Consider the following 26,615-nt stretch of genomic DNA (forward strand, 5'->3'; position numbering starts at 1 on the left):
CCTGAAAATATGATGACAACGCCTCTTCCCCGGATGGGGAAGCCCGATGGCGTTGCCGCGCGTCATGCCGTCTGGCTGGCCGGATACACGGAAAACAGGCCCGACGCGCGCATATCTGCCTGCCAGGACACGCAATTCACGGACGGGGCGGAACCGGCGTCACAAAAAAGCCATGATCCTTTCCCACAAAATGCCTGTCTTGCCCCAAGGCGCGTGAAAAATCGCACATGACATTCCATGCATGGAATTGTTACAAAAAGTTGAAACCACGACAACGGAAGCTGTCGTCGGGGAAGAATCGTGATTTAAGTCATATCTGGTCCTGATGAAGCACGCTACATCCTTGCCCTCTGGCAACAGCCCGCTGCCTGTTTTCGTATTGAAAACCAGACGATTGGGGCGGTTGCCTGTTCCTGTCATGCATCTTGAGGTAAATATTAGTGATTAAGCCCCTTAAAAAAGCCGTATTGCCGGTTGCCGGTCTTGGAACACGCTTCCTGCCCGCCACGAAGTGCGTGCCCAAGGAAATGCTGACCGTCGTTGACCGTCCGCTCATCCAGTATGCGATTGATGAGGCACGCGAAGCCGGGATCGAGGAATTCTGCCTCGTTTCCAGCCGGGGCAAGGATTCCCTGATCGATTATTTCGATATTTCCTACGAACTGGAAGACACGCTGAAGGCCCGCAAGAAGGCATCGGCGCTGAAGGCACTGGAAGCGACCCGCGTTACCCCGGGTTCCATGCTGTCCGTCCGCCAGCAGGAGCCGCTGGGCCTGGGCCATGCCATCTGGTGTGCGCGTGAGTTCATCGGCAACGACCCGTTTGCCATCCTGCTGCCCGATGACGTGGTGCAGAGCAAGAAGTCGTGCATCGGCCAGCTGGTCGAGGTGTATAACAAGACCGGCGGCAACGTGCTGGCCGTGACCGAAGTGCCGCGTGAGCAGACCGGCAGCTACGGCATCCTGGATATCGGCAAGGATGACGGCAAGACCGTCGAGGTCAAGGGCCTGGTCGAGAAGCCCGATCCGAAGGACGCGCCCTCCACCCTGTCCGTGATCGGCCGCTACGTGCTGACGGCGGATGTGCTCAAGCACCTTGCCAAGCTGGAAAAGGGTGCCGGTGGTGAAGTCCAGCTGACGGATGCCATGGCCAAGACCATCGGGCATGTGCCGTTCCATGGTTACCGCTACGAAGGCAAGCGCTTCGACTGCGGCAGCAAGGTCGGCTTCCTGGAAGCCCAGATCGCCTTTGCGCTGGAGCGCGAGGAACTGGCTGGCGACGTGCGGGAATTCCTGAAAAAGTATAAATGACCTTCCGGCATCGGTTCGACCCCACAACCCTGCGGGAATACGATATCCGCGGGATTGTGGGAAAGACCCTTGGCCCGGAAGATGCCCATGCCATCGGCCGCACGTTCGCAAGCCTGGTGGCACGGGCAGGGGGCAGGCGCCTTGTCATTGGCCATGACGGTCGGCTTTCGTCTCCGTCCCTCGAGCACGCGCTTGTGGAGGGCGCGATGGCGTCCGGCATGGCGGTGCAGCGCATTGGCTGCGGGCCGACGCCGATGCTGTATTTTGCCGCGATTGCTCTGGGGGCGGACGCGGCGGTCATGGTTACGGGCAGCCATAACCCGCCGGACTACAACGGCTTCAAGATGGTGCGCGCCAACAGGCCATTCTTTGGCGCGCAGATCAGGGAACTGGGGCGGCTGTCCGCTGCGGGCGATGTTATTCCCCATCGCTCCGGCACCGTGCGGGACGTGGACATAAGGCCCGCTTATGTCACGCGCCTGCTGCGCGACCAGGGCAGTGGTCCGCGCCCGCTGAAGGTGGTGTGGGACAATGCCAGCAGTGCGGCAGGGGATGTCCTGTCCATGCTGGTGGCACGACTGCCCGGCACGCACCATATCCTTAATGGTGATATTGACGGTCATTTCCCCGCCCATCACCCCGACCCCACCATACCCGCCAACATGCGCCAGCTTGCCGCTGCGGTACGGGCGGAGAAGGCGGATATCGGCCTGGCCTTTGATGGCGATGCCGACCGGCTTGGCGTGGTGGATGAGACCGGCACCATCATCTGGGCCGACCAGTTGCTGGTGCTTCTGGCGCGCGACGTGCTGCGTACACGGCCAGGGGCCACGATCATTGCCGATGTCAAGGCAAGCCAGATCCTGTTTGACGAGATTGCCCGCGCCGGTGGCACGCCGCTCATGTGGAAATCCGGCCATTCCCCCATAAAGACCAGGATGGCGGAAACGGATGCCCTGCTGGCGGGCGAGATGTCGGGCCATTTCTTTTTTGCAGATCACTGGTATGGATTTGATGACGCGCTGTATGCGGCCGTCCGCGTGCTGGAGATGGTCAGCCATCTCAAAACCCCGCTTTCGGCCCTGCGCACGGCGCTGCCTGCCCGCGTTTCCACGCCCGAACTGCGGTTTGACTGCCCGGAATCACGCAAATTCGCCGTGATTGCGGAAGTGGCGGCCCGGCTGGAAAAAACCGGGGCCACGGTCTGCGCCATTGATGGCGTGCGTGTCTCGACGCCGGATGGGTGGTGGCTGCTGCGTGCCTCCAACACGCAGGCGGCGCTGACAGCCCGGGCGGAAGGGACAACGGGGACGGCGCTGGCACGCCTGCAGGCGGAACTATGCGCCCAGCTTGCGCAATCCGGCATTGCCGCGCCCGATTTTACCGAGGCGGGAAACAACTGATAAGCAGTAAAAGGTTCCGGGCACTGTCTGTATTCGGGAAGGCAGGACGTCCTGAATCCTTAAAAAAAGCCCCGCCAGAAACATCTGTTGAATTTGCAGCGTGCTTCATGGACCGACCCGGAAGCATGGGCACAGGGGGCCGCATGCGGTTTTTTTGTTGTGTGGCGGCCAAGGGGGTTTAATAAGACCCTGGCCGGTCCGATATGCCGGTCATGAACCCCATGCAGGAACCGTGCAGCATAATGGCCCAACCTCCTTTCCGTTCCTTTCTTGTGCCGGGGCAGCCTGTCAGCCATCCCGACCACCCGGAATGGGGCGAGGGCGTGGTACAGTCCGCCGTCGGGCACCGGGTTACGGTCATGTTCCCCCATGCGGGCAAGGTGGTGGTGAACGCCACGGTCGTGCACCTGACCGAACTGTCATAGGGGCGCCGGATGGACAATACCCCGCTACCCGATTCCTACGGCCGGCTGCTGACCTATCTGCGCGTATCGGTCACGGACCGGTGCGACATGCGCTGTATCTACTGCATGGCGGAAGACATGACCTTCCTGCCAAAGGCCGAAATCCTGTCCCTTACGGAACTGGAGCGGCTGTGCGCCGCCTTCATCCGCCACGGCGTGCGCAGACTGCGGATCACGGGGGGGGAGCCGCTGGTGCGGCGCGATGTGATGGCCTTCTTCCGTGAGATGGGACAGTGGCTTGGCCGCCCCGGGGGCCAGCCGGGACTGGATGAACTGACCCTGACCACCAATGCAAGCAGGCTGGCGGCGTTTGCCGAGGACCTTCGTGCCTGTGGCGTGCGGCGCATCAATGTCAGCCTTGATTCACTTGATCCCGCCCGTTTCGCCCGCATAACCCGGCGCGGCAACCTGTCCCGCACGCTTGATGGCATCCGTGCGGCACGCGAAGCCGGACTGGCCCTGCGCATCAACACCGTAGCCATGGCAGGCGTGAACGATGATGAATTCGACAGCCTGATTGCCTGGTGCGGTGAAATTGGCGCGGATCTGTGCCTGATCGAAACCATGCCCATGGGCGAGACGGGAGAGGACCGGACGGATTACTACCTGCCCCTGTCCGGCGTGCGTCGCGGGCTTGAACGGCGCTGGACGCTGGAACCGGTCCCCTACCGCACCGGCGGCCCCGCGCGCTATGCCCGCATTGCCCAGACCGGGCGGCGGATCGGTTTCATCACGCCCATGACGCATAATTTCTGTGAAAGCTGCAACCGCGTACGGCTGTCATGCACCGGCAGGCTGTATACCTGCCTGGGCCACGAGGGCTCGACCGACCTTCGCGCGCCATTACGGGCGGGTACGGATGATGCGGGCATGATGGATCATGTCCGCGCCGCCATCCTGCGCAAGCCGCGCGGACATGACTTCCTGATCGGCCGCAGCGCGGATGATCCGGCCCGCGTGACGCGCCACATGAGCGTTACCGGCGGCTGAAGGCGGCATCATGCCATGCTTCCCCACGCAGCGCATCCTCCAGACTGGTCGTGAACTGTCCCGGCCGCAGGGGTTGCGGCTGGGTGGGGGCAGGGGACCAGCCGGTCATCATCGCCACATGCAGGTCCTGCATCAGGCTGCCATCGGGTTCCAGCGGCAGGCGGGCCAGCGCATCGGCCAGCAGGGCGGGGTGGGTCAGGCCACGGGCGCGCTGGCACAGGGCATTGGTCTCTCCCCCATGGCGCAGGTCGGCCAGCAGGCCCATGGGGGTGCGGTACGACAGATGGATCACATCCGAATCCGCCACCGGCAGCGCAAATCCCGCGCGCTGGAGCAGGCCCGCACAGTCACGCAGTCCCGGAAAGGGCGAGACACGGGGAGAAACCCCGCCCCGCCGCGCCATCTCGGCTTCCAGCAGCGCATGGCGCAGGCCGCCCAGCGTGGGCAGCACCGGCATGCAGGCCAGGAACAGACCATCGGGCACCAGTATGCGCCGCACCTGCGCCAGCAGCCCGGGCAGGTCATTGACCCAGTGCAGCGAGAGACAGGCCACCACCAGATCGAAACTGTGGGGGGCAAAGGGCAGCCATTCCCCATCCATGCACACGGCGGGACCATCATCCCGTCCGCACAGATCCGGGGAAAGATCACCCGCCACGGTAGCGATGCCCCGCGCCCGCAGCGCAGGCGCCACCACGCCCCGCCCACCGATATCCAGCGCCGTGCCGAAGCCACGGGTCACGTCATCCAGCCGGTCCAGCAGCCGCGCGGCCGCTTCCGCCAAGACGGGGCGCACATCAGCCATGTGGGTCGCGGCACGATCGCGGTGCAGGCGCACGGCATGGCGGTCGAATATCTGCGGCACCTCGGGGGTCATGTTCTCCATGTGCGCCACCCGCCCGGTGCTGCCAAGCCTACGATCGTGTGAACGCATGACCCTCCGTCCTTCCTTCCCGCCATGGCGGCGGGCCGCGAGACAGGTGCTTGACGTGCTTTTCCCGCCCCGTTGCGCGGGCTGCGGGGATGACGTGGCGCAGACGGCCCATCTGTGCGCCACCTGTGTCGGCCGGATTCATCTGATCACCGCCCCGTTCTGCCATTGCTGCGTGATGCCTTTCACCTCACGCGCGGCAGGAGGGCCGGATCTGACCTGCGTCGCATGCCGCGAGAACCCGCCACCATGGCGCGAAGCACGGGCCGCCATGGTGTATGACGATACGCCACGCACCCTGATCCTGCCGCTCAAATATGCCGACCGCACTGAAAACGCGGCGCTGCTTGCCCGTTACATGGCAGGGGCGGCCTTGGGCCTGATCGGCCCGGACTGCGTGCTGGTACCGGTTCCGCTGCACCGTTTGCGGCTGTTCAGCCGCCGCTACAACCAGGCGGCCCTGCTGGCACGCGCGCTGGGCCGCCTGACCGGCGCGGCGGTCATCATCGACGGGCTGGAGCGCCCGCGTGCCACGCGCCCGCTTGAAGGGCTTGGCCGGGCGGCCCGCCACGCCCGCATGCACGGCGCGGTTGGCGTGCGGGCCCACCGTCAGGCCGCCATACAGGGGCGGCACATGATTGTCGTCGACGATGTCATGACGACCGGCGCCACCCTTGCCGCCTGCACCCGCGCCCTGCTGGCGGCCGGGGCCGGGCGGGTCGATGTGCTTGCCGCGGCGCGTGCCTGTGGCCAGCACGAACAACAATAGGATAAGCTGCACACCGGCCACCCGCCCGGCAACGCGCGGATACGACAACAACGAAGTGAAGGTTCAATGCCCGCTATCGACATCTATACCCAGCCCGGCTGCCCCTACTGCATCCGCGCGGTTCGCCTGCTGGCACAAAAGGGCGTCCCTTTCAACGAGATCAACGCCCCGCACGGCACGCCCGAACGCGCGGAGTCCATCCGCCGCTCCGGTGGCCGCACCACCGTGCCGCAGATCTTCGTCGACGGCACGCCCGTTGGGGGCTGTGATGACCTGATGGCGCTGGAACGCGCGGGCAAGCTGGACAGCCTGCTGGCCGCGGGCTGACCGGCACAGGGGTGGAGGGCGCATGATCCGGTATCAGCTGCGCTGCGGCGCAGGACATGAATTCGAGGGATGGTTCCCCGGCAGCAGCGCGTTCGAGCGGCAGGCGGCCGATGGCCTGCTGTGCTGCCCGCAATGCGGAACGCATGACGTGACCCGTGCCCTGATGGCCCCTGCGGTCCATACCGCCCCGGCCCCCGCGCGGGCGGAAGCCGTACCACCACCCGCCGCCACGCCACCCGGCCATGCGCCGGGGGCGGTGCCTGACGCCGTGATCGCTCTGTTACAGAAAATGCGCCAGACGGTGGAAACACATTGTGACGACGTGGGCGACCGCTTTGCCCAGGAAGCGCTGGACATGCACCGGGGCACGCGCGAAGCCCGTGGCATATACGGCAGCATGACCGCAGAGGAACAGGCCGAACTGGATGAAGAGGGCGTGGAAGTGCACGCCATACCCTGGGTCCGGCGGGCTGATAGCTAGACGAACACGCAAGCGCGCGGCCCGGGCCCACCCCGCCCGGTCCCGCGCCATGTCGGGGAATGATTTGATATGCAGGACAGCAAAAGGGACAACCCCCCAGGCCACACCGGCATCCGCCCGGTGCCGCGCCAGGTACGGCGTGCGGGGGCCGCGCTGTGCGCGATGGCGATGATGCTTGCCCCCCTGGCCATGCCCGCCGCCAGCCACGCCCGGGCCGCCGAGCCGGACATCATCGGCCGGTGGATGACAAAGGACCATGACGGGGTGTTCGAGATTTCCCATTGCGGGCAGGAAATCTGCGGTCATCTGGTGGGCCTGCGCTACGAGACCGAAATGCCGCGCGACAAACGCGGAGAGGTGGAATGCAACCTGCCCATGCTGAACGGCTTTACGCCCGATGCCGATACGCCCGGCCACTGGAACGGGCGCGTGACCGACCCTGATACGGGGCATGTCTATCATGCCAAGCTCTGGGTTTCACAGTCTGGTGACCTGAAGCTGCGCGGCTTCGTGGCCGTACCCTTATTTGGTGAAACGGAAACCTGGAGCCGCTATACCGGAACCATCGGCCCGGCCTGCAAACTGCCCTGAAGGCCCAAAAAGACAATCCCCGACCAATGAGGATACCCCTGATTCCATGAGCAGCACCATCTCCCGCCGCGCCTTTGCCGCAACCCTGGCCGCAGCCGGCGTGCCCGTCCTGTCGCGCCGCGCGGTGGCCCAGATCGCGGCCAAGCCGCGCATCATCTGTTACATCGGTGGCTACACCCAGCACGGGCCACCGGGCGGGGCCGGCAACGGACAGGGGATTTCCGTGTTTGAAATGAACCCCGATACAAGCAGCCTTTCGCCGCTCATGACCTATGTGGACATCGCCAGTCCCTCGTTCATGGCCATGTCGGCCGATTTCAGGCACCTGTACGCCCTGAGCGAGATCAATGATTTCAACGCCAGCGGGGAAGGCTGCGTGACCGCGTTCTCCGTCAACCGCTCCAGCGGGGAGCTGACCAAGCTCAACGTCGTGCGCTCCGGCGGGGCGGTGCCCGCGCATCTGAGCGTGCATGCCTCGGGCAGATACGTGCTGGTGGCCAACTACATGGGTGGCACGGTTGGCGTGCTGCCCATCCACCCCGACGGCAGTCTGGGTGACCCGACCGACGTGGTGCACAACACAGGCCCCCGCATGCCGGACCGCGCGGCGGACAACCCGCCGGGCAACTTCGCCATAAGCGACCATTCCAGTTCGCATGTGCACATGGTGGCGTCCGACCCGTCCGGGCGGTTCGTGCTGGCGTGCGATGCGGGGCTGGACCGGGTGTATGTCTGGACGCTCGACCTGCATACCGGACGGCTCGTACCCGCCAAGATCCCGTTCATTCCCATGACGCCGGGCTCGGCACCCCGTCATTTCTCGTTCAACGAGAAGGGAACGATGATCTATATCCTGGGCGAGCAGGATTCAAAGGTGGTGGCCGCCAGCTTCAACCCGCAGACCGGCGAGATCGTACCCCAGCAGACCGTGAGTACGGTCACGCCGCATTTCCGGGGCAGCACGCTGGCCGCGGGCATCCTGCTCTCGCCCAATGGCAAGTATCTGTATGTCTCGAACCGGCTGGGTGATTCGCTGGCCAGCTTCCATGTGAATGACGATGGCACGCTGAACCTGGTGGAAGAAATCTGGATGCATGCCGATTACGGGCGCGCGATGATGTTCGACCCCAGTGGCAACTTCCTGTTCTGCGCCAACCAGCGCAGCGATTCCGTGACCTCCTTCAAGGTCAATGCCCAGACCGGGGTGCTGGACTTCACATGGAACTTCACCCCCGTGGGCAGCCCGACCACCTTCGCGTTCATGAACACGATCTGAAGGCGCGCAGGCACTGGTGCGCGGCCTCTAGTCGCGCACCAGTGCGGCAAGATAGTTTACCGCAAGGTCCCGGCTCTCGCGCCAGCCACCAAGTGTCGGCACCATGCCCGCGATGTCGGTAATGCGCAGCCCCGCCTGGGCCGCGTACTGCCCCAGTTCGGCCGGGGTAATGAACTTGCGCCAGTCATGCGTGCCAACCGGCAGCAGGCGCAGCACGTATTCCGCCCCGATCTTGGCCATGGCCATGGAGCGCCATGTGCGGTTCATGGTAGACACGACCATCGCGCCGCCCGGCCGCAGCAGGGACGCCAGCATGCGCAGGAAGGCGGCGGGATCGGTAACATGCTCGATCACTTCCAGCGCGGAAATCGCATCGAAGCGCCCCCCTTCCGCCACCAGGGCCTCCGCACTGGCGCAGCGATAGGCAAGGGGGCCTGCGGATGCGGGCAGGGGATGCTGGCGCAGGTGCAGGCGGCCTGCCGTAATCGCGGCCTGTGCGGCATCCAGCCCCGTCACATCATAGCCCGCGCGCGCGAAGGCCTCGCTCGCAAGGCCCGCGCCACAGCCCATATCCAGCAGCCTGCGCCGCGTGCCGTCAGCGGCCACGGGGGCGGGCAGGTGGCGCAGGCTCCAGCCCGTGCGCAGGTCGTTCATGGCATGGAGCGGGCGCATGGGGCCTGCCGGGTCCCACCAGCGGGCGGCAAGGCTACTGAAATGGGCGATCTCTTCCGGGGCGACCGAATCTGCCGACACAACGGGCGAATCGTGATTCTGCATGGGTGCACCGCCTTTCATTTGGCTTTCTCCCGCTGGACGCGGAAGCTGGGGAGATGTATGTGACGCGGCTTGCACATAACCGCAATGCCCCGCTTTGGCCAACAGGCCCCCGGCCGGGACGCGTTGCGGCCCCGTAGCCTTTATGGAGCCATTATTCCGATGTCCCCTACCGTACCACGGATCGTGATGAAATTCGGTGGCACCTCCGTCGCCGACCTGGACCGGATTCGCGCCGTGGCGGAAAAAGTCAAGAAACAGGTCGACGCCGGGTGCGAGGTGGCTGTGGTCGTCTCCGCCATGTCGGGCGTGACCAACCGCCTTGTCGGCTACTGCCGCGACCTCTCGCCCACGCATGATGAACGCGAATACGATACGGTCGTTGCAACGGGCGAACAGGTGACAAGCGGCCTGCTGGCCATAGCCCTGCAGAATCTGGGCGTGAACGCGCGCTCGTGGCTGGGCTGGCAGATTCCGCTGCGCACGGATGATGCCCACGGCAAGGCGCGGATCGTGTCGATTGACGGCGGGGACCTGATCAGCAGCATGCAGGCGGGGCAGGTGCCCGTCGTGGCCGGTTTCCAGGGGATCGGGCCGGACGGACGCATCACCACGCTGGGGCGTGGGGGGTCCGATACATCGGCCGTGGCGCTGGCGGCGGCGCTGAAGGCGGATCGCTGCGACATCTACACCGACGTGGACGGCATATATACAACCGACCCCCGTATTGTTACCAAGGCCCGTAAGCTCGACCGGATCACATACGAGGAAATGCTTGAACTCGCATCGGTCGGGGCCAAGGTACTCCAGACGCGCAGCGTGGAACTGGCCATGAAGGAGCGCGTGCGGGTACAGGTACTTTCCAGTTTTGCCGATGGCCCGGCGCCATCCGAGGGGCATCTGCCCGGTTCAATAGTTGTGGATGAGGACGAAATCGTGGAACAGGAACAGGTCGCCGGAATCGCCTACTCCCGGGACGAGGCCAAGATTTCCGTGCGCCAGCTGCCTGACCGCCCCGGCATCGCGGCAGGCGTGTTCGGACCGCTGGCCGATGCCAACGTGAACGTGGACATGATTGTCCAGAGCACGGGCGATGACGGCATGACCAACATGACCTTCACGGTCGGCAAGAGCGACCTGGCCCGCGCCATTTCCGTGCTGGAGGCCCACCGCGACACCACCCGTTACGCCGAGCTGCAGACCGATGACAGCGTGGTCAAGATCAGCGTGGTGGGTGTGGGCATGCGCTCGCATGCCGGCGTGGCCAGCACCATGTTCCGCACCCTGGCCGAGCGCAACATCAACGTGCAGGTCATTTCCACCAGTGAAATCAAGGTTTCCGTGCTGATTGCCGCGGAATACACCGAACTTGCGGTGCGCGCGCTGCACACCGCCTACGGGCTGGACGCGGCGTGAGCACGGCGGGCATGACCGACACCACGGCAGCCATGCTGGCCGATCCCGCCCGCCGGGCGGAAGCCCGTGCCCGGCTTGACCACCTGTGCGGGCGCGGCACGCGATTCCTGGGCAGCGAATACGCGCTGCTGGGGGGCGCGATGTCATGGGTGAGCGAGCGCAACCTTGTTTCCGCCATTTCCAACGCGGGCGGGTTTGGCGTGCTGGCCTGCGGCGCGATGGAACCCGAACGCCTGGCCGGGGAAATCGCGGCCACCCAGGCCCTGACCAGCCGCCCCTTTGGCGTCAACCTGATCACCATGCACCCACGGCTGGATGATCTGGTGCGGGTCTGCCTGGAAGCGGGCGTGACCCATATCGTGCTGGCCGGGGGCATCCCCGCCGGCCCCGTGATCCGTGCCATCAAGGATGGCGGGGCAAAGGCCATCGGCTTTGCCCCCGCACTGGTGCTGGCCAGAAGGCTGATCCGTTCGGGCATTGACGCGCTGGTGATCGAGGGATCGGAAGCGGGCGGGCATGTCGGCCCCGTGTCGCTGACCGTGCTGGCGCAGGAAATCCTGCCACATGTGCATGACGTGCCGGTCTTTGTGGCAGGCGGGCTGGGGCGGGGGGATGCAATCCTGTCCTATCTGGAACTGGGGGCGGCGGGCGCGCAGCTTGGCACGCGCTTTGCCGCATCACGCGAAAGCATCGCGCATGAGCGCTTCAAGAAGGCGTTCATCCGCGCCAATGCACGCGACGCCGTAACGTCCGTGCAGCTTGACGAACGCTTCCCGGTCATTCCCGTGCGCGGGCTGAACAACGCGGGCACGCGCGCCTTCCTGCAGCACCAGGCCGAAACACTGCGCCGTTTCCAGTCCGGTGAACTGACAAAGGAAGCGGCCCAGCTTGATATCGAGCATTTCTGGGCTGGTTCACTGCGCCGTGCTGTGGTTGATGGAGACGTGGAGAACGGTTCCGTCATGGCCGGTCAGTCCGTCGGCATGATCACGGACGTGCAGCCGGTTGGTGAAATCATCGGCGAACTGGTCGATCAGGCGATTGATGCCCTGATCCGGCAGGAGGAGAGGGCCCGCTACGGATGACTGATGGCAAGCGCGTTTTTCGCCCCAAATCCGCACCCGATGCCACGGCGCCCGCGCCGGGCACCACGTCCATCGCATCGGTGGGGGACATACTGCGCACGCGGCGCGAGGAACTGGGCTGGAAACTGCCCGATGTCGCGGCCTGGCTGCGCATCCGCCTGCCTTACCTGGAAGCACTGGAAGCAGGCCGCGCCGCCGAGCTGCCGGGCAGCGCCTATGCCATCGGCTTCCTGCGAACCTATGCCAAGGCGCTGGGGCTGGAAAGCGAACAGCTGGCCGAACGCTTCAAGGTGGAAAGCCGGGGCGCGTTCACCCGCCGCTCCGAACTGACCTTTCCCATGCCACTGCCCGACCGGGGGCTGCCCACGGGCGTGCTGCTGCTCTGCGGTATCGTAATTCTGGTGGGGGCCTATGTCGGCTGGTACAAGCTCAGCAGTTCCGAGGGCACCGGCAATGACACGCCCGCCCGGCTGACCCTGCCGGGCCTGTCCTCCCCCCCCACGACCGCATCGCCGCAGGTCGCCTCCATGCTGCCACCGGCGGATGAACGGCCCACGCCGCAGCCGCTCCCCCCGCAGGAGCGCGAGGCACTGACAGGCATGCCGGCCACACCCGCCACCCCGGCGGCACCGCCGCCATCCGATCCGCCCATGCCCGCGCCGGCAGCACCCACCCAGCCACTGGAAAAGATGGGAGAGGACCGCAACATGCTGGCCCAGCAGCAGGCCGCGGCCCAGTCGGCTCCGGCCGCCCCCGTCGCGGGCGACACGGTCACCCTGAATGCATCGGCAGCCACCTGGGTGCAGGTCCGCAAGCCCGGTGGGCCGGTGCTGTATGACCATGTGCTCCAGCCCGGTGAAACATGGCAGGCACCTGCCGACCAGACGGGCCTTGTCCTGACGGTTGGCAATGCCGGGGGCCTGACGCTGAGCAGTGGCGGCGTGACAACGCAGCCGCTGGGCCGCAACGGGGAAGTCAGGCGCAATATCCCGCTTACGCCTGCGGCCGTGGCCGACGGGTCCGTCATGCAGGCGGCTGCACCCGCGCCGCAGCAGCAGAATATCCACCCGCCCATGCCCTCTTCCGCCGCCATGGCACAGCCTGCCGGCACGGCGGCTACGGGAAGTGGCAATAATCTCTCGCCGCCCCTCCCGCAGCACTTCAATGCGGAGTAGGATGGCCTTTCACGGCATGGCCCCTTTGTGGTTCCCATGCCGCAAACCGGCATGTAACAGATTTTCGGGTCGTGCCGCGCCCCGCCACGGCGGGCCGGAGCGCAAACCGCCGCCTTATCTGGAGGGCACACAATGAGCAGCTATCGTCCTTATCAGCATATCGAACGCCGCAAGTCACGGCAGATCCATGTCGGCAAGGTCCCGGTCGGGGGAGACGCCCCGGTTTCCGTCCAGACCATGACCAACACGCTGACCACCGATGCCGAGGCCACGATCGCCCAGATCCGCCGCGCCGAAATGGCGGGCGTGGATATCGTGCGCGTCTCATGCCCGGATGAGGAAAGCACGAAGGCGCTGGCCGAAATCGTGCGCGAAGTGAACGTACCCGTCGTGGCCGACATCCACTTCCACTACAAGCGCGCCATCGAGGCGGCGAAGGCGGGGGCCGCGTGCCTGCGCATCAATCCCGGCAACATCGGCAGTGCCGAGCGTGTGCGTGAAGTCGTGAACGCGGCCAAGGACCACAACTGCTCGATCCGCATCGGCGTGAACGCCGGTTCGCTGGAAAAGCACCTGCTGGAAAAATATGGCGAACCCAACCCCGACGCGCTGGTGGAAAGTGCGCTGGAACACGCGAAGATCCTGGAAGACCACGACTTCCACGAATTCAAGATCAGCGTGAAGGCATCGGACGTGTTCATGGCGGTCGCGGCCTACCAGCAGCTGGCCGATGTCTGTGACCACCCGCTGCATATCGGCATTACCGAGGCGGGCAGCAAGCGCGCGGGCACGGTCAAGTCCTCCATCGGGCTGGGCAACCTGTTGTGGGCGGGCGTGGGTGACACGATGCGTGTCTCGCTCTCGGCCGAACCGGAAGAGGAAGTGCTGGTTGGCTGGGACATCCTGAAGTCGCTTGGCCTGCGCCACCGTGGCGTGAAGATCATCTCCTGCCCGTCCTGCGCACGCCAAGGCTTCAACGTGATCGAGACCGTGCAGACGCTGGAAGACCGGCTGGCCCATATCAAGACGCCGATGACGCTGTCCATCATCGGCTGCGTGGTCAATGGCCCCGGTGAGGCACTGATGACCGATATCGGTGTGACCGGCGGCGGTTCGGGCCGCCACATGGTGTATTCCGCCGGCAAGCAGGACCACACCATGCCCGCCGGCGACATGATCGAACATATTGTGGAACTGGTGGAAAAGAAGGTGGAGCAGCTTCAGGTCGCCGATGCCGGCAACACCACCGCCGAGGAAATGGCCCGCGAGGCCAGCATGTCCCCCGCGGACTGAAGTACATGCCGCGCGCCCTGATCCGGCGCGTGGCCCACCGGCCCGCCTGCGGGCAGGCCGGGTTCAATGCAGGAAGAGTGCGTAGTGAGCAGTTTGCAGCCCGTCCGTGGCACCCATGACCTGATCGGTGAAGAGCGCAGGCGTTTCAATCATGTCGTGGAGACCGCGCGCCGTATTGTCAGCCTGTACGGGTTTGATGAATGGTCGACCCCGATATTCGAGGATACGCGGGTCTTTTCACGCTCGCTGGGCGATACGTCCGATGTCGTCTCGAAGGAAATGTACACCTTCGAGGACCGTGGCGGTGAATCCCTGACCCTGCGGCCCGAGGGCACGGCCGCCATCTGCCGCGCCCTGGTCACCAATGGCCTGACGCAGTCCCTGCCGCAGAAGGTGTTCTACGCCGGTCCCATGTTCCGCTACGAACGCCCGCAGAAGGGGCGCTACCGCCAGTTCCACCAGATTGGCGCGGAGCTGCTGGGCGCTGCCGAGCCGCTGGCCGATGCCGAAATCATTGCCATGGGCCGCGACGTACTGGGCGCGCTGGGCATTGGCGATGAGGTCGTGCTGGAACTCAACACGCTGGGCGATACCGCCAGCCGGGATGCCTGGCGCACGGCGCTGATCACCTATTTCAGTGACCGGCGCGATGACCTCTCGGCCGACAGCCAGACCCGTCTGGAACGCAATCCCCTGCGCATACTGGACAGCAAGGCCCAGCAGGACCGCGCCCTTGTGGCTGACGCCCCCACCATCGACCAGTTCCTGACCCCCGAGGCACAGGAATTCTGGGACGGGCTGCGCCGCACGCTGGACGTGATGGGCGTGCCCTTCCGGCACAATCCGCGCATCGTGCGCGGTCTGGACTATTACGGCCATACCGCGTTCGAATTCGTGACCGAGCGCCTGGGCGCGCAGGGCACCGTGCTGGCCGGTGGCCGGTATGACGGGCTGGTGGCGGAAATGGGCGGTCCGGCAACACCCGCCATTGGCTGGGCCGGCGGGATCGAACGCCTGTCCATGCTGCTGGCCGAAAGCCCGGCGGACCCGCGCCCCGTGGCCGTCATCCCCATGGGGGCGGACGCACAGGCGGCCGGATTGACCGTGCTGCAGGCCATCCGGGCCGCGGGCATCCGGGCCGAGACATCCTATCGCGGCAACATGAAACGCCGCATGGAGCGCGCCAACCGCATGAACGCGACCCATGCCATCGTGGTCGGCAGTGACGAGATCGCGCGCGGCGTGGTGCAGGTCAAGGATCTGGACAGCGGGCAGCAGGCCGAGGTGGCAATGGATGGGGTGGCTGACTTCCTGCGCGCCGGTTCAGCCCCGAAAGCCTGATCGTGGCACAGTTTGACCACCGTCTGGACCGCATCGTCGCGCGTTGCGATGAACTGCAGGCCCTGCTGGCCGAAGGGCTGTCGGGGGCTGATTTCAGCCAGGCCTCACGCGAATATGCCGAGCTTGAGCCGATCGTGGCCCGCGTCAACGCCCTGCGTGCGGCGGAAGAGGCGGAACGCGACGCCAGCCAGATGCTGGCCGATCCCGAAATGCGCGAACTGGCCCAGGCTGAGCTGGACGCGCTGCGCACGCAGATCCCCACGCTGCGCCACGATATCCGCCTGGCCATGCTGCCGCGTGACGAGGCGGATGAGCGCAGCGCCATCCTGGAAATCCGCCCCGCCGCTGGTGGGGACGAGGCAGGTCTGTTCGCCGCCGAGCTGTTTGGTGCCTACCAGCGCTATGCCGACCTGCGTGGCTGGCGCTTTGAAGTGCTGGAATATGACCAGTCCGAACTGGGCGGCCTGCGGGAAGGCATTGCCAGCATAACCGGGCGCGGTGTGTTTGCGCGGCTGAAATACGAATCCGGCGTGCACCGGGTCCAGCGCGTACCCGCCACCGAAAGCCAGGGCCGCATCCATACCTCCACCGTGACCGTGGCGGTGCTGCCCGAAGCGGAAGAAGTGGATGTGGAGGTCAATGAAGGCGACCTGCGCATTGATGTCTACCGTGCATCCGGGGCAGGGGGGCAGCACGTCAACAAGACCGAAAGTGCCGTACGCATTACCCATCTGCCCACCAATATCGTGGTGGCGATGCAGGAAGAGAAAAGCCAGCACAAGAACCGCGCCAAGGCGATGAAGATCCTGCGCGCGCGCCTGTATGAGCGCAACCGTGCCGCCGCCCACGAAACCCGCGCCGCCGACCGCCGCGCACAGGTGGGCACGGGCGACCGTTCGGAGCGCATCCGCACCTACAACTTCCCGCAGGGGCGCGTGACTGACCACCGCATTGGCCTGACCCTCTATAAAATCGACCGCGTCATGGCCGGTGAACTGGACGAGTTTGTCGATGCGCTGACACAGGAAGAACAGGCCGCCCTGCTTGCGGCCGATGATGGCTGAACCAGGCCACGGCTTTCATGAAGTCGGGGCGGCACACAGCGAACTACGGCCCGGGTGGCGTTCGACCACATTGGGGTCATCGGGATCGGCCAGGTAGAATTCGGTAAAGTTACGCGCGCCCAGGGCAACCAGATGATGGCCATCGGGCTCATGCAGCACGCCTTCGCCACTGACCTGATGGATCTCGATCTTCCCGGCAGGGCGGCGGATGGTAATCTCTCCGCACAGGGCATAGCTGTGATTCACGCGGCTGACGGGGGTCTCGACATGGGCGGTCTGGGTGGTGTGGTCATGGTCAAGGTGGAAGGTCGCAACAAGCTGTTCATCCACATACAGACGCGAGACTTCGGAAACCTCGCCCTCGCCGTACCCGTCCTCCACGTCAAACGACCCGGCAAGGGCAGGGGTGGCCAGCAGGACACGGACAGGGCGCGATGAGGGAGGCGGAATTTGCATGATACCTAGATATGACGGAAAGCAGCCGGGATGAAAGAGACCATGGCGCCTTCCCCCGCAAATTTGCGCGCCCTGCTGTCGGCCGCCACGGAGCGGCTGCACAGGGCGGGCATCGAGGCCCCGCAGCGCGAGGCCCGTCTGCTTGCCGCCCATGCGGCGGGCACCGACCTTGCGGGCCTGCTGCGTATTGACGGGCTGACGGATGCGGCCCATGCCACTTTCATCCACATGCTGGGCCGCCGCCTGAACCATGAACCCATGGCCTATATTACCGGGCAGGCCGGGTTCTGGTCGCTTGATCTTGCCGTCTCGCCCGCAACCCTTATCCCGCGTGCCGACAGCGAGACGCTGGTCGAAGCCGTGCTGCACCACCTGCCCGACCGCACGCGGGCGCTGCGCGTGCTGGATATCGGCACGGGCACGGGCTGCCTGCTGCTGGCCGTTCTGGCGGAATATGGGCAGGCCACCGGTATCGGCACCGACATCAACCCGCATGCGGCACGCCTTGCCGCGCACAATGCCGCGCGCAACGCACTGGCATCACGCTGCGTCACGCTGTGCTGCAACTGGGCCGATGCGGTACGCGGCCCCTTTGACCTTGTGCTGAGCAATCCACCCTACATCCCGCATGCCGACCTGGCGGGCCTGATGCCCGATGTCGTGGCGCATGAACCCGCGCGCGCGCTGGACGGCGGCCCGGACGGACTGGTGGCCTACCGCGCACTGGCGGCCATCATGCCCGCACTGCTGGCACCCGGTGGGACCGCAGTGCTGGAACTGGGTATTGGCCAGGATCGCAGCGTGCCCGCGCTGATGCGTGAGCGCGGGCTGGAAGTGGCGGAAATCCGCCCCGACCTGGGGGGAATAGGGCGCGCGCTGGTAGTGAAAAAATAATTTGGCAGAAAGTAATACGCACGGTATATTCCAAAGGCGCAGGGAACACGAACAGCACATAGATCTGCTCTTCCACTCCCCCGCGGGCGATCCCGATTGCAGAACAGAAAAGCTGGCGATGCGAACCCCCGGGTTCCGCCCGGCGCAGGGATCCATGTCCGGTCTGGACCGGACAAGCAATATGGCAACAGACGGGACGGGCAGACCGCCCCACGGTCCAGGGCAGCGCCAGCGACCGGCAACAGGAAAGTGCTGCGACAGCTTATGAACATGAAACGCATGCGAGGCCGTCACAATCGTTCGGGCGGCAGCAATGGCGGAAGCGTACGCCATAACAATGGCCAGATCCCGTTGAACCGCAACCACGTCTTTGACAGCAATGGACCTGACCTGCGCGTGCGCGGCACGGCACAGCAGCTATTTGAAAAATACCTTCAGCTGGGCCGTGATGCCAGCAGCACCGGCGACCGGGTCATGGCGGAAGCCTATTTCCAGCATGCCGAGCATTATTTCCGCATTCTCAATGCCATGACGCAGGCCGCGCAGCAGAGCCAGCAGGAGCGGCAGGAACGCATGAACAACGGCCGCCAGCAGCCGCAACCGCGCCCTGTAGCCGATAACCGCCAGCCGGCAGAGGCCGGTGGGGAGGAAACAGGCGAGCAGCCTGCCATAGCGGCACCACCTGCGGCACAGCCCGAAGAAACCGCGCCCCAGCCCGCCATTGCCGCGGCAGAACCACCCGCGGCACCGCGCGCGCCCCGTGCCCCGCGCGCGCCACGCCGCGCCAAGCCGCCGGTGGAAAAGAAGGAAGAACTGGAATCCAGTTCCTCCTGACCCGGAAAGCCCCCATCCGCCCTGCGGGTGGGGGTACCGTGTGGTTAACCGCGTTCAGCTACATGAATTGACCAGCCGCCAGACCTTGCGCTTGCGGCCGTCATTGGCTTGAGGCGCATCCTCTACCGTGACCAGACCCTGATTGCGCAGCGCCTGCAACGCCAGCCGGGCATGATAGGTACCCAGTTCGGGGAACAGGTCACCGATTTCCTTGACCGAACGCGCTTTGCCGTCAGACAGGATCTTCAGCACGATCTGTCGCTTGCTGTCATGATTTGTCATGCGCCAGGATCGGTGCTGGAAAAAAGTCATGCCGCATCCATACCAGATTCATCCCCAATGGCCTAGCCATCCATCTGTCAAACCTGCACCGAACCGGACAGGACCGTGTGGATGGCGGTCGTCAGCACGCGCAGCTCGGCAGCCGTGATGGTAAAGGCCGGGGTCACGTAAATAATATTGCGAAATGGGCGGACCCACACGCCCTGTGCCACCAGCGCCGCCTTGAGCGCATTCATATCGTGTATGTGGTCCAGTTCCACCACGCCAATCGCGCCCATCACACGTACGTCCACCACATGGGGCAGGTGCCGGCAGGCTTCCAGTTCGGCGCGCATCTGCGCACCGATGCGGGCGACCTGCGCCAGGCGGGGTTCACGCTCGAACAGGTCGAGGGACGCATTCGCGCAGGCACAGGCCATGGCATTGGCCATGAAGGTCGGCCCGTGCATGAGTGCATGCATCGGGTTGTCGGACAGGAACGCCTCGAACACATGCCGACGCGCGACGGTGGCCGCCAGCGCCATGGTGCCGCCGGTCAATGCCTTGGACAGGGTGATGATATCGGGCACGATGCCGGCCTGCTCACAGGCGAACAGGGTGCCGGTACGGCCAAAACCGGTAAAGATTTCATCAAGGATCAGCAATACGCCATGCCGGTCGGCAAGGGTGCGCAGGGTGCGCAGGACCTCGGGTGAATGGAACAGCATGCCGCCCGCGCCCTGCACTAGGGGTTCGACAATGATCGCGGCAATCCGGCCCGCCGACTGCGCCAGCAGGCTGTCCAGCGCCTGCGTACGCATGTCATCCGTTGGCAGGTCGGTCATGAAATGCTCGGGCAGGGCACCGGCATACAGGCTGTGCATCCCTTCCTCCGGGTCGCACACCGCCATGGTGGCCATCGTATCCCCATGGTAGCCACCCCGGAAGGCAAGCAGCCGGGTGCGGCCGCTCTCACCCTGGTTGAGCCAGTACTGGATGGCCATTTTCATCGCCACCTCGACGGCGACGGAACCTGAATCGGTAAAGAACACCCGCTCCAGATCACCGGGCAGCATATCCGCCAGCCGTGTGGCCAGCGTCAGCGCCGGTTCATTGACCAGGCCGCCAAACATGACATGCGGCATGCATTCAAGCTGGGCCTGCACGGCCTGACGGATATGGGGATGGTTATAGCCATGGCAGGCGGTCCACCATGAGGCGATGCCATCAATCAGTTCCGACCCGTCCGCCAGCGTTATGGTCCGGCCCCGCGTTGCCACGGCGGGCAGGGGGGGCGGTGCGGTACGCATCTGGGCGTAGGGTAGCCAGACATGATGCATGCCCCGTTCCAGCCATTGTGGTCCGCGCATGGACTGCCTCCATATGATATTGCGTTGGCGGGATTGACCGGAGCAGCCTGCTCCGGCAGGAGAATGCGCTTCATGGCCGGTTTTGACTCACTTTTCCAGACAGCACTTGACCATATGGCGGACCAGCATACCCGCCGCGTGCTGCGCCCCGTGCGCCATGTGGGCGCGGCCACCGTCATGCGCGACGGCCGCAGGCTGGTCAATTTCTCCGCCAATGATTATCTGGGCCTGGCCCATCATCCCGCCCTTGGCGCGCGCGCGGCACAGTGGGTGGCGGAAGAGGGCACGGGGGCAGGGGCATCGCGCCTTGTAACCGGTACCAGCGAACGGCACATGGCGGTCGAAGCCCGGCTTGCGGCCTTCAAGGGCACGCAGGCGGCCCTGCTGCTGGCCAGCGGGTGGCAGGCCAATGCCTCGGTGCTGGCGGCCCTGCTGCGGCTGGCGGCCGGGCAGGGCGCGCCGCCACTGGTCCTTGCCGACAGGCTGAACCATGCCAGCCTGCACCAGGGCTGCCTGGCGGCAGGCATACGCCAGATCCGCTTCCGCCATAACGATCTTGACCATCTGGAAAGCCTGCTCGTGCGCCACGCGGATACGCCGGGCCAGCGCGTGATCGTGACGGAAAGCGTGTTCAGCATGGATGGTGACCAGACCGATATCGCGCGGCTCTGTGCGATCGCACGCCGGTACAACGCCTTTACCTATGTGGATGAAGCCCATGCCACCGGCGTACTCGGCCCGCAGGGGCGCGGACTGTGCGCCGGGCATGACGTGGATCTGGTAATGGGCACGTTCAGCAAGGCGCTGGGCGGGTTCGGGGCCTATGTTGCCGGCACGCAGGCCCTGTGTGACTGGCTGGTCAATGCCTGTTCGGGCTTCGTGTTCACCACTGCCCCGCCACCTGCGGTCCTGGGGGCGATGGATGCAGCCCTTGAACTGCTTCCCATGCTGGACGAAGCGCGCGCGCGCCTGGCCCGTAACGCGGCGCATATACGCGGCGTAATCCGTGACTGCGGCCTGTCATGCGGGCCGTCCAGCACCCAGATCATTCCCGTCTTGCTGGGCGATGCCCCGCGCGCGCTGGGTTTTGCTGCGGCACTGGAGGCCCGTGGCATCCTGGCCACCGCCATCAGGCCACCCACCGTGCCGCCGGGTGGCAGCCGCATCCGGCTTGCACTCAGCGCCGCCCATACGGATGACATGATCCACCAGCTGGCCACGGCCATCCCCGCCGCCCTGCACGGGAGCGCCTGAATGGCACCGGCACTTCCCATCATCTTCATGCATGGCTGGGCGTTTGATCCGACCGTGTGGGAGCAGACCCGTGCGGCCCTTGGCCCGATGGAGACACGGTGCCTCGATTTCGGCTTCTTTTCCCCCCGGGCCGATCTTGACCTGCCGGCCCGGCCCTATGTCGGGGTGGGACATTCACTGGGGGCATTATGGCTGCTACGCCATCACGGCCCGCACTGCCGGGGGCTGCTGCTGATCAACGGTTTCAGCCGCTTCGGCGCCGGCCCCGACTTTGCCGATGGCATTTCCCCGCGCATAATCGCCCGCATGCGTACAGGCCTGCGCCATGCGCCCGAGGGCATGCTGCGGACCTTCCGCCAGCGTGCGGGCATCGACACGCCCGTCCCCCCCCATATCGCATGCGACAGGCTGGAACAGGGGCTGGCCGCCCTGATGGACATGGATTGCAGGCCCGACCTGCGCCATGCCCCATGCCCCGTGAACGTCATGGCCGGAACACATGATGCCATCGCCCCCCCCGGCCTGACACGGGCCTGCTTTCCGCCCCATGGCCCGGTTCCCACCCGGTGGCTGGACGCAGGGCACCTGCTTCCCCTGACCCATGCGGCCGACTGTGCCCGCGCCATTACCGACCTGACCCGACGGATACCCCCGCCATGACCCGCACCGCGCGCATTGCCGCCCGATTTGACGCAGCCGATGATTATGAACAGGCCGCCCGCGTGCAGCGCCTGGCCGCGATGGAACTGGCCCGCCGCATCGGCCGCCAGTATGGGCAGGAAGCACCCGCGCGTATTCTGGAAATCGGCTGCGGCACCGGCCTGCTGACCCGCGAACTGCGCAGGCTTTTCCCCCGCGCCCATATCACAGCAACCGACATTGCCCCGCGCATGCTGGACCGCATGGCGCGACAGATGCCCGGTGACACGCATCTGCGCCTGCATGTCATGGATGGGCAGGCACCGGACGCGCAGGGACCGTTCGACCTGATCTGCTCAAGCCTTGCCATGCAATGGTTCCATAACCGTGCACAGGCGCTGCATGCCCTCGCCGGGCTACTGGCACCGGGGGGACACATGGCCCTGGCCACGCTGGCCGCCGGCAGCCTTGCACAGTGGCGTGCCGCCTATGACCGTGCGGGCGTGGCCTGTCCCGTTCCGGACTACCCGACGCAGGCCCGGCTGCAGGCGGAATGGCCCGTCATGGGCACGGGGCTGTGGGAGGTATCGCAGATTGTGGACATGCCTGCCACACCGCTGGCCTTCGCCCGCGAACTCAGGGCCATAGGCGCCACCCATACCGACCACCCGCCCGCGACCGCAGGCCAGATGCGCCGCGTACTGGCGGCGGCCGGGGCGAATCCCTTCACCATGTCCTATAATGTGGCCTACGGGCAGTTCCGCAGGGCTGCGTGGCCCGGTGTATTCGTAACCGGCACCGATACGGATGTGGGCAAGACCGTCGCATCGGCGGCACTGGTGCTGGCATGGCATGCCGCCTACTGGAAACCGCTGCAAAGTGGCACGGACGACGCGCAATCGGACAGTACAAGCGTGCGGCAGCTCGCACGGCTGGATGACACACGGCTCTATCCGCCTGCCGCCACTTTTGGCGCATCCCTCTCCCCCGAGGACGCCGCAGCCCGTGCCCACACCCGCATCGATCCCGCTGCTATCGCCCTGCCGCCCCATCCGGCCGCACGCGGCCCGCTGGTAGTGGAAGGGGCAGGAGGCGTGCTGGTGCCCATTGCCGAACATTACCTGATGATCGACCTCATGGTCCGGCTTGCGCTGCCCGTGGTGCTGGTTGCACGCAGCGCGCTTGGCACGATCAACCACACGCTGCTCAGCCTGGCCGCCCTGCGCGCACGCGGGCTGCATGTGGTGGGCGTGATCCTGAACGGTCCGCCTGAACCGCTGGCCCGCAGCGCCATAGAACGGCATGGGCAGGTGCGGATACTGGCTGATTTCCCACCCGTCATCCCCATGGGGCCAGAGGCGGTGGCCGAACTGGCCGGTCGCCTGCCGCCATGGGCACAGGTTACCGGCGAGGGGGGTCAGTAACGGCGGATCAGCCCCGCCAGCGTCCCCTGCACGCTGACGCGCGACGCGGGCAGCAGGCGGGTTTCGTACCGGGTATTGGCGGGAATGAGCGCGATTTCGCCACCTTCGTGACGGATGCGCTTGAGGGTCACTTCATCCCCATCGACCAGCGCCACGACAATCTGGCCATCGGTCGCCTGCGTCCCCTCGCGGATGATGACCATGTCGCCGTCCAGTATGCCCGCGTCCTGCATCGAATCCCCCATCACTTCCAGCGCGTAATGGCTGGCCTTGCCCAGCATGTCCGCCGGAACGGCAATGCGGGTGGTGTCGGTCGTGATCGCCTCGATCGGATTGCCGGCGGCTACACGGCCCACGAAGGGTACCTCCACCACCGGCACCAGAAAGGCCGCGTCCGCGCCCTCGGGGCGGGAAGGCCCGGGTGCCTTGACCGGCGGGGGCGGCGGGATCTCGATATCTGGCAGGCGCAGGATTTCCAGCGCGCGGGCGCGGTGATGCCTGCGGTGCAGGAACCCCCGTTCCTCCAGTGCGGAAATCAGCCGGTGGATGCCGGATTTGGAGCGCAGGCCAAGCGCATCCTTCATTTCATCGAAGGAAGGGGAAAATCCGGTCCTGCGCAGATGGCCGTCTATGAATAGCAAAAGCTCATGCTGTTTTTTTGTAAGCATACCACATGTCCTTTTGCCGGGGCGATGACACCGCAACACGCGTGCGGTGGAACAAACCAAAAACCTGTTTCCATGTTCTATATTGGTTCCACCCGTCGCGTCAACCGGCTTTAGCGCCCGCGTTCAGGCCGGAGCCTGATCGATGCGGATGATGTCGCACATCTCCCCACGCCACGCGGCGGGGGCATGGGGCGCGCGCAGCACCAGCGCCTGGCTTTGCGCCAGGATGTGCAGCATGGCCGAATCCTGTACGGGAAAGGGCGTGGCCACAAGCTGGCCCTGCGCGTCATGCGCAAGGGTGGCACGCAGATGGTCCATGCGCTGGTCGTTGGCGGGCACATCCGCGCCAAGGACGGCACGCATCACGGGTTCGGCCGGCTGCGCCATGCCCGCCATACGGCGCAGGGCAGGCAGCACGAACACGATGGAACACACAAAGGCCGCCACCGGGTTGCCCGGCAGGCCGATAAAGGGCAGGCGGCCCAGATGGCCCGACATCAGCGGCTTGCCCGGCCGCATGGCGATCTTCCAGAAATCGGTCTTCAGGCCCACCTGTTCCAGTCCCCGCCGCACCAGGTCATGACTGCCGACACTGGCCCCCCCGGCCGTGACCAGCATGTCCACGCCATCGACCATGCGCTCGAGTGTGGCAAGGTCGGCCATGTCATCACGCAGGGCGGGCAGCATGACCGGCTCGGCCCCCGCCCCCCGCAGCAGGGCCGCCAGCATGGGGGTGTTGGAATTGGCGATCTGCCCGGTTCCGACCGGGCTGCCGGGCAGCAGCAGTTCATCGCCGGTCGCGGCAATGGCCACGCGTGGGCGACGCGTGACCGCAAGCCACGCATGGTTGGCGGCGGCCGCAACCCCCACGTCCCGCGCCGACAGCCTTTTGCCCGCCGGGATGATGACCTGACCCGCCGCAAAATCCTGGCCCTGGCTGCGCACGTAGGTACCGGGGCGCAGGGTATGGGTTGTGGTGACGGCCGTGCCATCGGCCTGCGCGTTTTCCTGTATCAGCACCGCATCCGTGCCTGCGGGCATGAGGCTTCCGGTAAAGAGACGCACGCACTGCCCCGCCCCGACCCGACCAGGAAAGGGATGCCCCGCCGGGGCGTTGCCAATGCACGCCAGCGACACGCCACCCCCCGAAAGGTCGGCCGCCCGTACCGCATAACCATCCATTGACGAAACATCAGCAGGCGGGTTGGACAGCAGGGCAGCCACGGGTGCCGCACTGACGCGCCCACAGGCTTCGGTCAGGGGCACGACCTCGGCGGGCAGGGGAAAAACCCCGTCCAGAATCCGTTTGCGCGCTTCGGAAACACTCAACATCGTGCACCGCACTCCTTTTTTTACCCGTTATCGACAAATTTAAGCAGAAATATCGGTCTGGGTGCTTGACCTCAGCCTTGTGTATGCGCATTTTCCGCCAACTTGAACCACTGCTGCACCCGAGTGTTCCAGCAGCGGCGGAGCAGTGCTGAGGATATCATGGCCAAGAGCAACACCATTCAGATCAAACTCGTTTCCACGGCGGACACCGGCTACTTCTACGTGACCAAGAAGAACGCCCGCGCCCAGACCGGCAAGATGGAACTGCGGAAATATGACCCCGTGGCACGCAAGCACGTGGCCTTCCGCGAAGCGAAGATCAAATAATCTTCCGCCCCGGCGGATACAGAAAAACCCCGGCGGAGACGACCGGGGTTTTTTTGCGCCTGCATTCCGGCCCCGTTGGTCAGTACAGGTGGTCATGGTCCCCGTAGGGCACGACAATCTCATCCTGACGGGCAAGGTTCTGCATGGAACGCGCGCGTTCATCCAGCAGGTCGGTATCCAGCGCGCCTTCCTTCAGCCCCCGCACGCGGCGTAGCCAGACTTCCTGTTCCGCCGTGGCGTCCTTCTGGGCGGAACGGGCTTCATCCAGCAGGTGCAGCTGGGTGGCATAGCTGTGCAGCCCGTGCTCCCCACGCATGGCATTCCAGCCGAAATAGGCGGTCAGGCCAATGAACAGGGCAGGGGGAATGGTTGCGTGCAGCACGCGCCGCATGATCTTGCCCAGTTGCATGATGTTCTTCCCCCTGCCTTGATATATGCCGGACGGACTTAGCCCGTCCGGCGTGGC

29 protein-coding genes are annotated in these 26,615 nt (G+C 65.4%); 21 read left to right on the top strand and 8 right to left on the bottom strand.

Translation table 11 applies throughout. The annotated features are described in order from the left end of the window. The first annotated feature begins 440 nt into the window (after nucleotides 1–440). The 4 genes from galU to moaA all read left to right on the top strand — a co-directional run bounded on the left by galU (nucleotide 441) and on the right by moaA (nucleotide 4,167). Complete coding sequence (gene galU / locus GWK63_RS08470; RefSeq protein ID WP_034928315.1) at nucleotides 441–1,310, top strand: UTP--glucose-1-phosphate uridylyltransferase GalU; 870 nt, start codon at nucleotides 441–443, stop codon at nucleotides 1,308–1,310. Then, the gene (pgmG, locus tag GWK63_RS08475; protein ID WP_007400551.1) at nucleotides 1,307–2,713 is read left to right on the top strand and encodes a phosphoglucomutase/phosphomannomutase PgmG; all 1,407 of its coding nucleotides are present in this window, start codon (nucleotides 1,307–1,309) and stop codon (nucleotides 2,711–2,713) included. Before galU ends, pgmG begins: the two co-directional genes overlap by 4 nt. 203 nt (nucleotides 2,714–2,916) lie before the next feature. Continuing rightward, nucleotides 2,917–3,138 (top strand): DUF3553 domain-containing protein, encoded by a 222-nt coding sequence (locus GWK63_RS08480; RefSeq protein ID WP_050800823.1) that lies wholly within the window; start codon nucleotides 2,917–2,919, stop codon nucleotides 3,136–3,138. Between the two features lie 9 nt (nucleotides 3,139–3,147). Further along, nucleotides 3,148–4,167: a GTP 3',8-cyclase MoaA gene (gene moaA / locus GWK63_RS08485; protein ID WP_007400548.1), complete on the top strand. Its 1,020-nt coding sequence runs from the start codon at nucleotides 3,148–3,150 to the stop codon at nucleotides 4,165–4,167. Here the strand turns inward: moaA and GWK63_RS08490 are convergent. Further along, a complete protein-coding gene (locus GWK63_RS08490; protein WP_083824522.1) occupies nucleotides 4,154–5,101 on the bottom strand; it encodes a methyltransferase domain-containing protein in 948 nt (315 codons plus the stop codon). The genes moaA and GWK63_RS08490 overlap by 14 nt on opposite strands. Between GWK63_RS08490 and GWK63_RS08495 the strand changes: the two genes are divergently transcribed. The 5 genes from GWK63_RS08495 (at nucleotide 5,100) to GWK63_RS08515 (ending at nucleotide 8,542) form a co-directional block, all read left to right on the top strand. Then, nucleotides 5,100–5,867 (top strand): ComF family protein, encoded by a 768-nt coding sequence (locus tag GWK63_RS08495; protein WP_040000110.1) that lies wholly within the window; start codon nucleotides 5,100–5,102, stop codon nucleotides 5,865–5,867. The genes GWK63_RS08490 and GWK63_RS08495 overlap by 2 nt on opposite strands. Nucleotides 5,868–5,933: 66 nt before the next feature. Beyond that, nucleotides 5,934–6,194 carry a glutaredoxin 3 gene (gene grxC / locus GWK63_RS08500; protein WP_007400545.1) on the top strand — a complete coding sequence of 87 codons (261 nt, stop codon included), beginning with the start codon at nucleotides 5,934–5,936 and terminating at the stop codon, nucleotides 6,192–6,194. A 22-nt stretch (nucleotides 6,195–6,216) separates the two neighbouring features. After that, nucleotides 6,217–6,675, top strand: coding sequence for a DUF1178 family protein (locus tag GWK63_RS08505; protein WP_007400544.1), 459 nt, complete (start codon nucleotides 6,217–6,219; stop codon nucleotides 6,673–6,675). Between the two features lie 69 nt (nucleotides 6,676–6,744). Continuing rightward, complete coding sequence (locus tag GWK63_RS08510) at nucleotides 6,745–7,266, top strand: DUF2147 domain-containing protein (RefSeq protein WP_007400543.1); 522 nt, start codon at nucleotides 6,745–6,747, stop codon at nucleotides 7,264–7,266. Nucleotides 7,267–7,312: 46 nt separating this feature from the next. Then, nucleotides 7,313–8,542, top strand: coding sequence for a lactonase family protein (locus GWK63_RS08515; protein ID WP_007400542.1), 1,230 nt, complete (start codon nucleotides 7,313–7,315; stop codon nucleotides 8,540–8,542). Nucleotides 8,543–8,569: 27 nt separating this feature from the next. Here GWK63_RS08515 and ubiG read toward each other — a convergent pair whose 3' ends face one another. Further along, nucleotides 8,570–9,319: a bifunctional 2-polyprenyl-6-hydroxyphenol methylase/3-demethylubiquinol 3-O-methyltransferase UbiG gene (ubiG, locus tag GWK63_RS08520; RefSeq protein ID WP_007400541.1), complete on the bottom strand. Its 750-nt coding sequence runs from the start codon at nucleotides 9,317–9,319 to the stop codon at nucleotides 8,570–8,572. Between the two features lie 159 nt (nucleotides 9,320–9,478). On the opposite strand from ubiG, the gene GWK63_RS08525 reads away from it, so the two are divergent. The 6 genes from GWK63_RS08525 to prfA all read left to right on the top strand — a co-directional run bounded on the left by GWK63_RS08525 (nucleotide 9,479) and on the right by prfA (nucleotide 16,690). Continuing rightward, nucleotides 9,479–10,732: an aspartate kinase gene (locus tag GWK63_RS08525; RefSeq protein WP_007400539.1), complete on the top strand. Its 1,254-nt coding sequence runs from the start codon at nucleotides 9,479–9,481 to the stop codon at nucleotides 10,730–10,732. Between the two features lie 11 nt (nucleotides 10,733–10,743). Next, on the top strand, nucleotides 10,744–11,817 hold the full coding sequence (locus GWK63_RS08530) for an NAD(P)H-dependent flavin oxidoreductase (RefSeq protein WP_085949003.1): 1,074 nt from the start codon (nucleotides 10,744–10,746) through the stop codon (nucleotides 11,815–11,817). Then, entirely contained in the window at nucleotides 11,814–12,992 is a 1,179-nt protein-coding gene (locus GWK63_RS08535) for a helix-turn-helix domain-containing protein (protein ID WP_007400537.1), read from the top strand. The genes GWK63_RS08530 and GWK63_RS08535 overlap by 4 nt, the downstream gene beginning before the upstream one ends. Nucleotides 12,993–13,124: 132 nt before the next feature. Then, nucleotides 13,125–14,285 (top strand): flavodoxin-dependent (E)-4-hydroxy-3-methylbut-2-enyl-diphosphate synthase, encoded by a 1,161-nt coding sequence (ispG, locus tag GWK63_RS08540; protein WP_007400536.1) that lies wholly within the window; start codon nucleotides 13,125–13,127, stop codon nucleotides 14,283–14,285. Between the two features lie 84 nt (nucleotides 14,286–14,369). Then, a complete protein-coding gene (gene hisS, locus GWK63_RS08545; protein WP_040000107.1) occupies nucleotides 14,370–15,626 on the top strand; it encodes a histidine--tRNA ligase in 1,257 nt (418 codons plus the stop codon). 2 nt (nucleotides 15,627–15,628) lie between these two features. Beyond that, a complete protein-coding gene (gene prfA / locus GWK63_RS08550; RefSeq protein WP_007400534.1) occupies nucleotides 15,629–16,690 on the top strand; it encodes a peptide chain release factor 1 in 1,062 nt (353 codons plus the stop codon). A 15-nt stretch (nucleotides 16,691–16,705) separates the two neighbouring features. On the opposite strand, the gene GWK63_RS08555 is transcribed toward prfA, so the two are convergent. After that, complete coding sequence (locus GWK63_RS08555) at nucleotides 16,706–17,146, bottom strand: hypothetical protein (RefSeq protein ID WP_040000105.1); 441 nt, start codon at nucleotides 17,144–17,146, stop codon at nucleotides 16,706–16,708. A 30-nt stretch (nucleotides 17,147–17,176) separates the two neighbouring features. Between GWK63_RS08555 and prmC the strand changes: the two genes are divergently transcribed. Both prmC and GWK63_RS08565 read left to right on the top strand, forming a co-directional pair. Then, nucleotides 17,177–18,040, top strand: coding sequence for a peptide chain release factor N(5)-glutamine methyltransferase (gene prmC / locus GWK63_RS08560; RefSeq protein ID WP_007400532.1), 864 nt, complete (start codon nucleotides 17,177–17,179; stop codon nucleotides 18,038–18,040). 264 nt (nucleotides 18,041–18,304) lie between these two features. Next, nucleotides 18,305–18,874, top strand: a complete 570-nt coding sequence (locus GWK63_RS08565) for a DUF4167 domain-containing protein (protein ID WP_040000103.1) — start codon at nucleotides 18,305–18,307, stop codon at nucleotides 18,872–18,874. A gap of 54 nt (nucleotides 18,875–18,928) precedes the next feature. Here GWK63_RS08565 and GWK63_RS08570 read toward each other — a convergent pair whose 3' ends face one another. Next, on the bottom strand, nucleotides 18,929–19,186 hold the full coding sequence (locus GWK63_RS08570) for a hypothetical protein (RefSeq protein WP_007400530.1): 258 nt from the start codon (nucleotides 19,184–19,186) through the stop codon (nucleotides 18,929–18,931). A gap of 47 nt (nucleotides 19,187–19,233) precedes the next feature. Continuing rightward, nucleotides 19,234–20,505, bottom strand: a complete 1,272-nt coding sequence (locus tag GWK63_RS08575; RefSeq protein WP_040000101.1) for an adenosylmethionine--8-amino-7-oxononanoate transaminase — start codon at nucleotides 20,503–20,505, stop codon at nucleotides 19,234–19,236. Between the two features lie 63 nt (nucleotides 20,506–20,568). Between GWK63_RS08575 and GWK63_RS08580 the strand changes: the two genes are divergently transcribed. Genes GWK63_RS08580 through bioD form a run of 3 tightly spaced genes read left to right on the top strand, consistent with a single transcriptional unit; the run spans nucleotide 20,569 to nucleotide 23,822 of the window. Next, nucleotides 20,569–21,759, top strand: coding sequence for an aminotransferase class I/II-fold pyridoxal phosphate-dependent enzyme (locus GWK63_RS08580; RefSeq protein ID WP_007400528.1), 1,191 nt, complete (start codon nucleotides 20,569–20,571; stop codon nucleotides 21,757–21,759). Further along, complete coding sequence (locus GWK63_RS08585) at nucleotides 21,760–22,419, top strand: alpha/beta fold hydrolase (protein ID WP_007400527.1); 660 nt, start codon at nucleotides 21,760–21,762, stop codon at nucleotides 22,417–22,419. Beyond that, nucleotides 22,416–23,822 (top strand): dethiobiotin synthase, encoded by a 1,407-nt coding sequence (bioD, locus tag GWK63_RS08590; protein ID WP_007400526.1) that lies wholly within the window; start codon nucleotides 22,416–22,418, stop codon nucleotides 23,820–23,822. The genes GWK63_RS08585 and bioD overlap by 4 nt, the downstream gene beginning before the upstream one ends. On the opposite strand, the gene lexA is transcribed toward bioD, so the two are convergent. After that, nucleotides 23,816–24,490 (bottom strand): transcriptional repressor LexA, encoded by a 675-nt coding sequence (gene lexA, locus GWK63_RS08595; protein ID WP_007400525.1) that lies wholly within the window; start codon nucleotides 24,488–24,490, stop codon nucleotides 23,816–23,818. The genes bioD and lexA overlap by 7 nt on opposite strands. Before the next feature lie 123 nt (nucleotides 24,491–24,613). Then, entirely contained in the window at nucleotides 24,614–25,822 is a 1,209-nt protein-coding gene (locus GWK63_RS08600; RefSeq protein WP_007400523.1) for a molybdopterin molybdotransferase MoeA, read from the bottom strand. Nucleotides 25,823–25,981: 159 nt separating this feature from the next. On the opposite strand from GWK63_RS08600, the gene rpmG reads away from it, so the two are divergent. Continuing rightward, nucleotides 25,982–26,149: a 50S ribosomal protein L33 gene (gene rpmG / locus GWK63_RS08605; RefSeq protein ID WP_007400522.1), complete on the top strand. Its 168-nt coding sequence runs from the start codon at nucleotides 25,982–25,984 to the stop codon at nucleotides 26,147–26,149. Nucleotides 26,150–26,228: 79 nt separating this feature from the next. On the opposite strand, the gene GWK63_RS08610 is transcribed toward rpmG, so the two are convergent. Beyond that, on the bottom strand, nucleotides 26,229–26,558 hold the full coding sequence (locus GWK63_RS08610; protein WP_034928271.1) for an FtsB family cell division protein: 330 nt from the start codon (nucleotides 26,556–26,558) through the stop codon (nucleotides 26,229–26,231). Between the last annotated feature and the right edge of the window lie 57 nt (nucleotides 26,559–26,615).

The sequence above is a fragment of the Komagataeibacter rhaeticus genome, from assembly GCF_011611525.1.
GTDB lineage: Bacteria > Pseudomonadota > Alphaproteobacteria > Acetobacterales > Acetobacteraceae > Komagataeibacter > Komagataeibacter rhaeticus.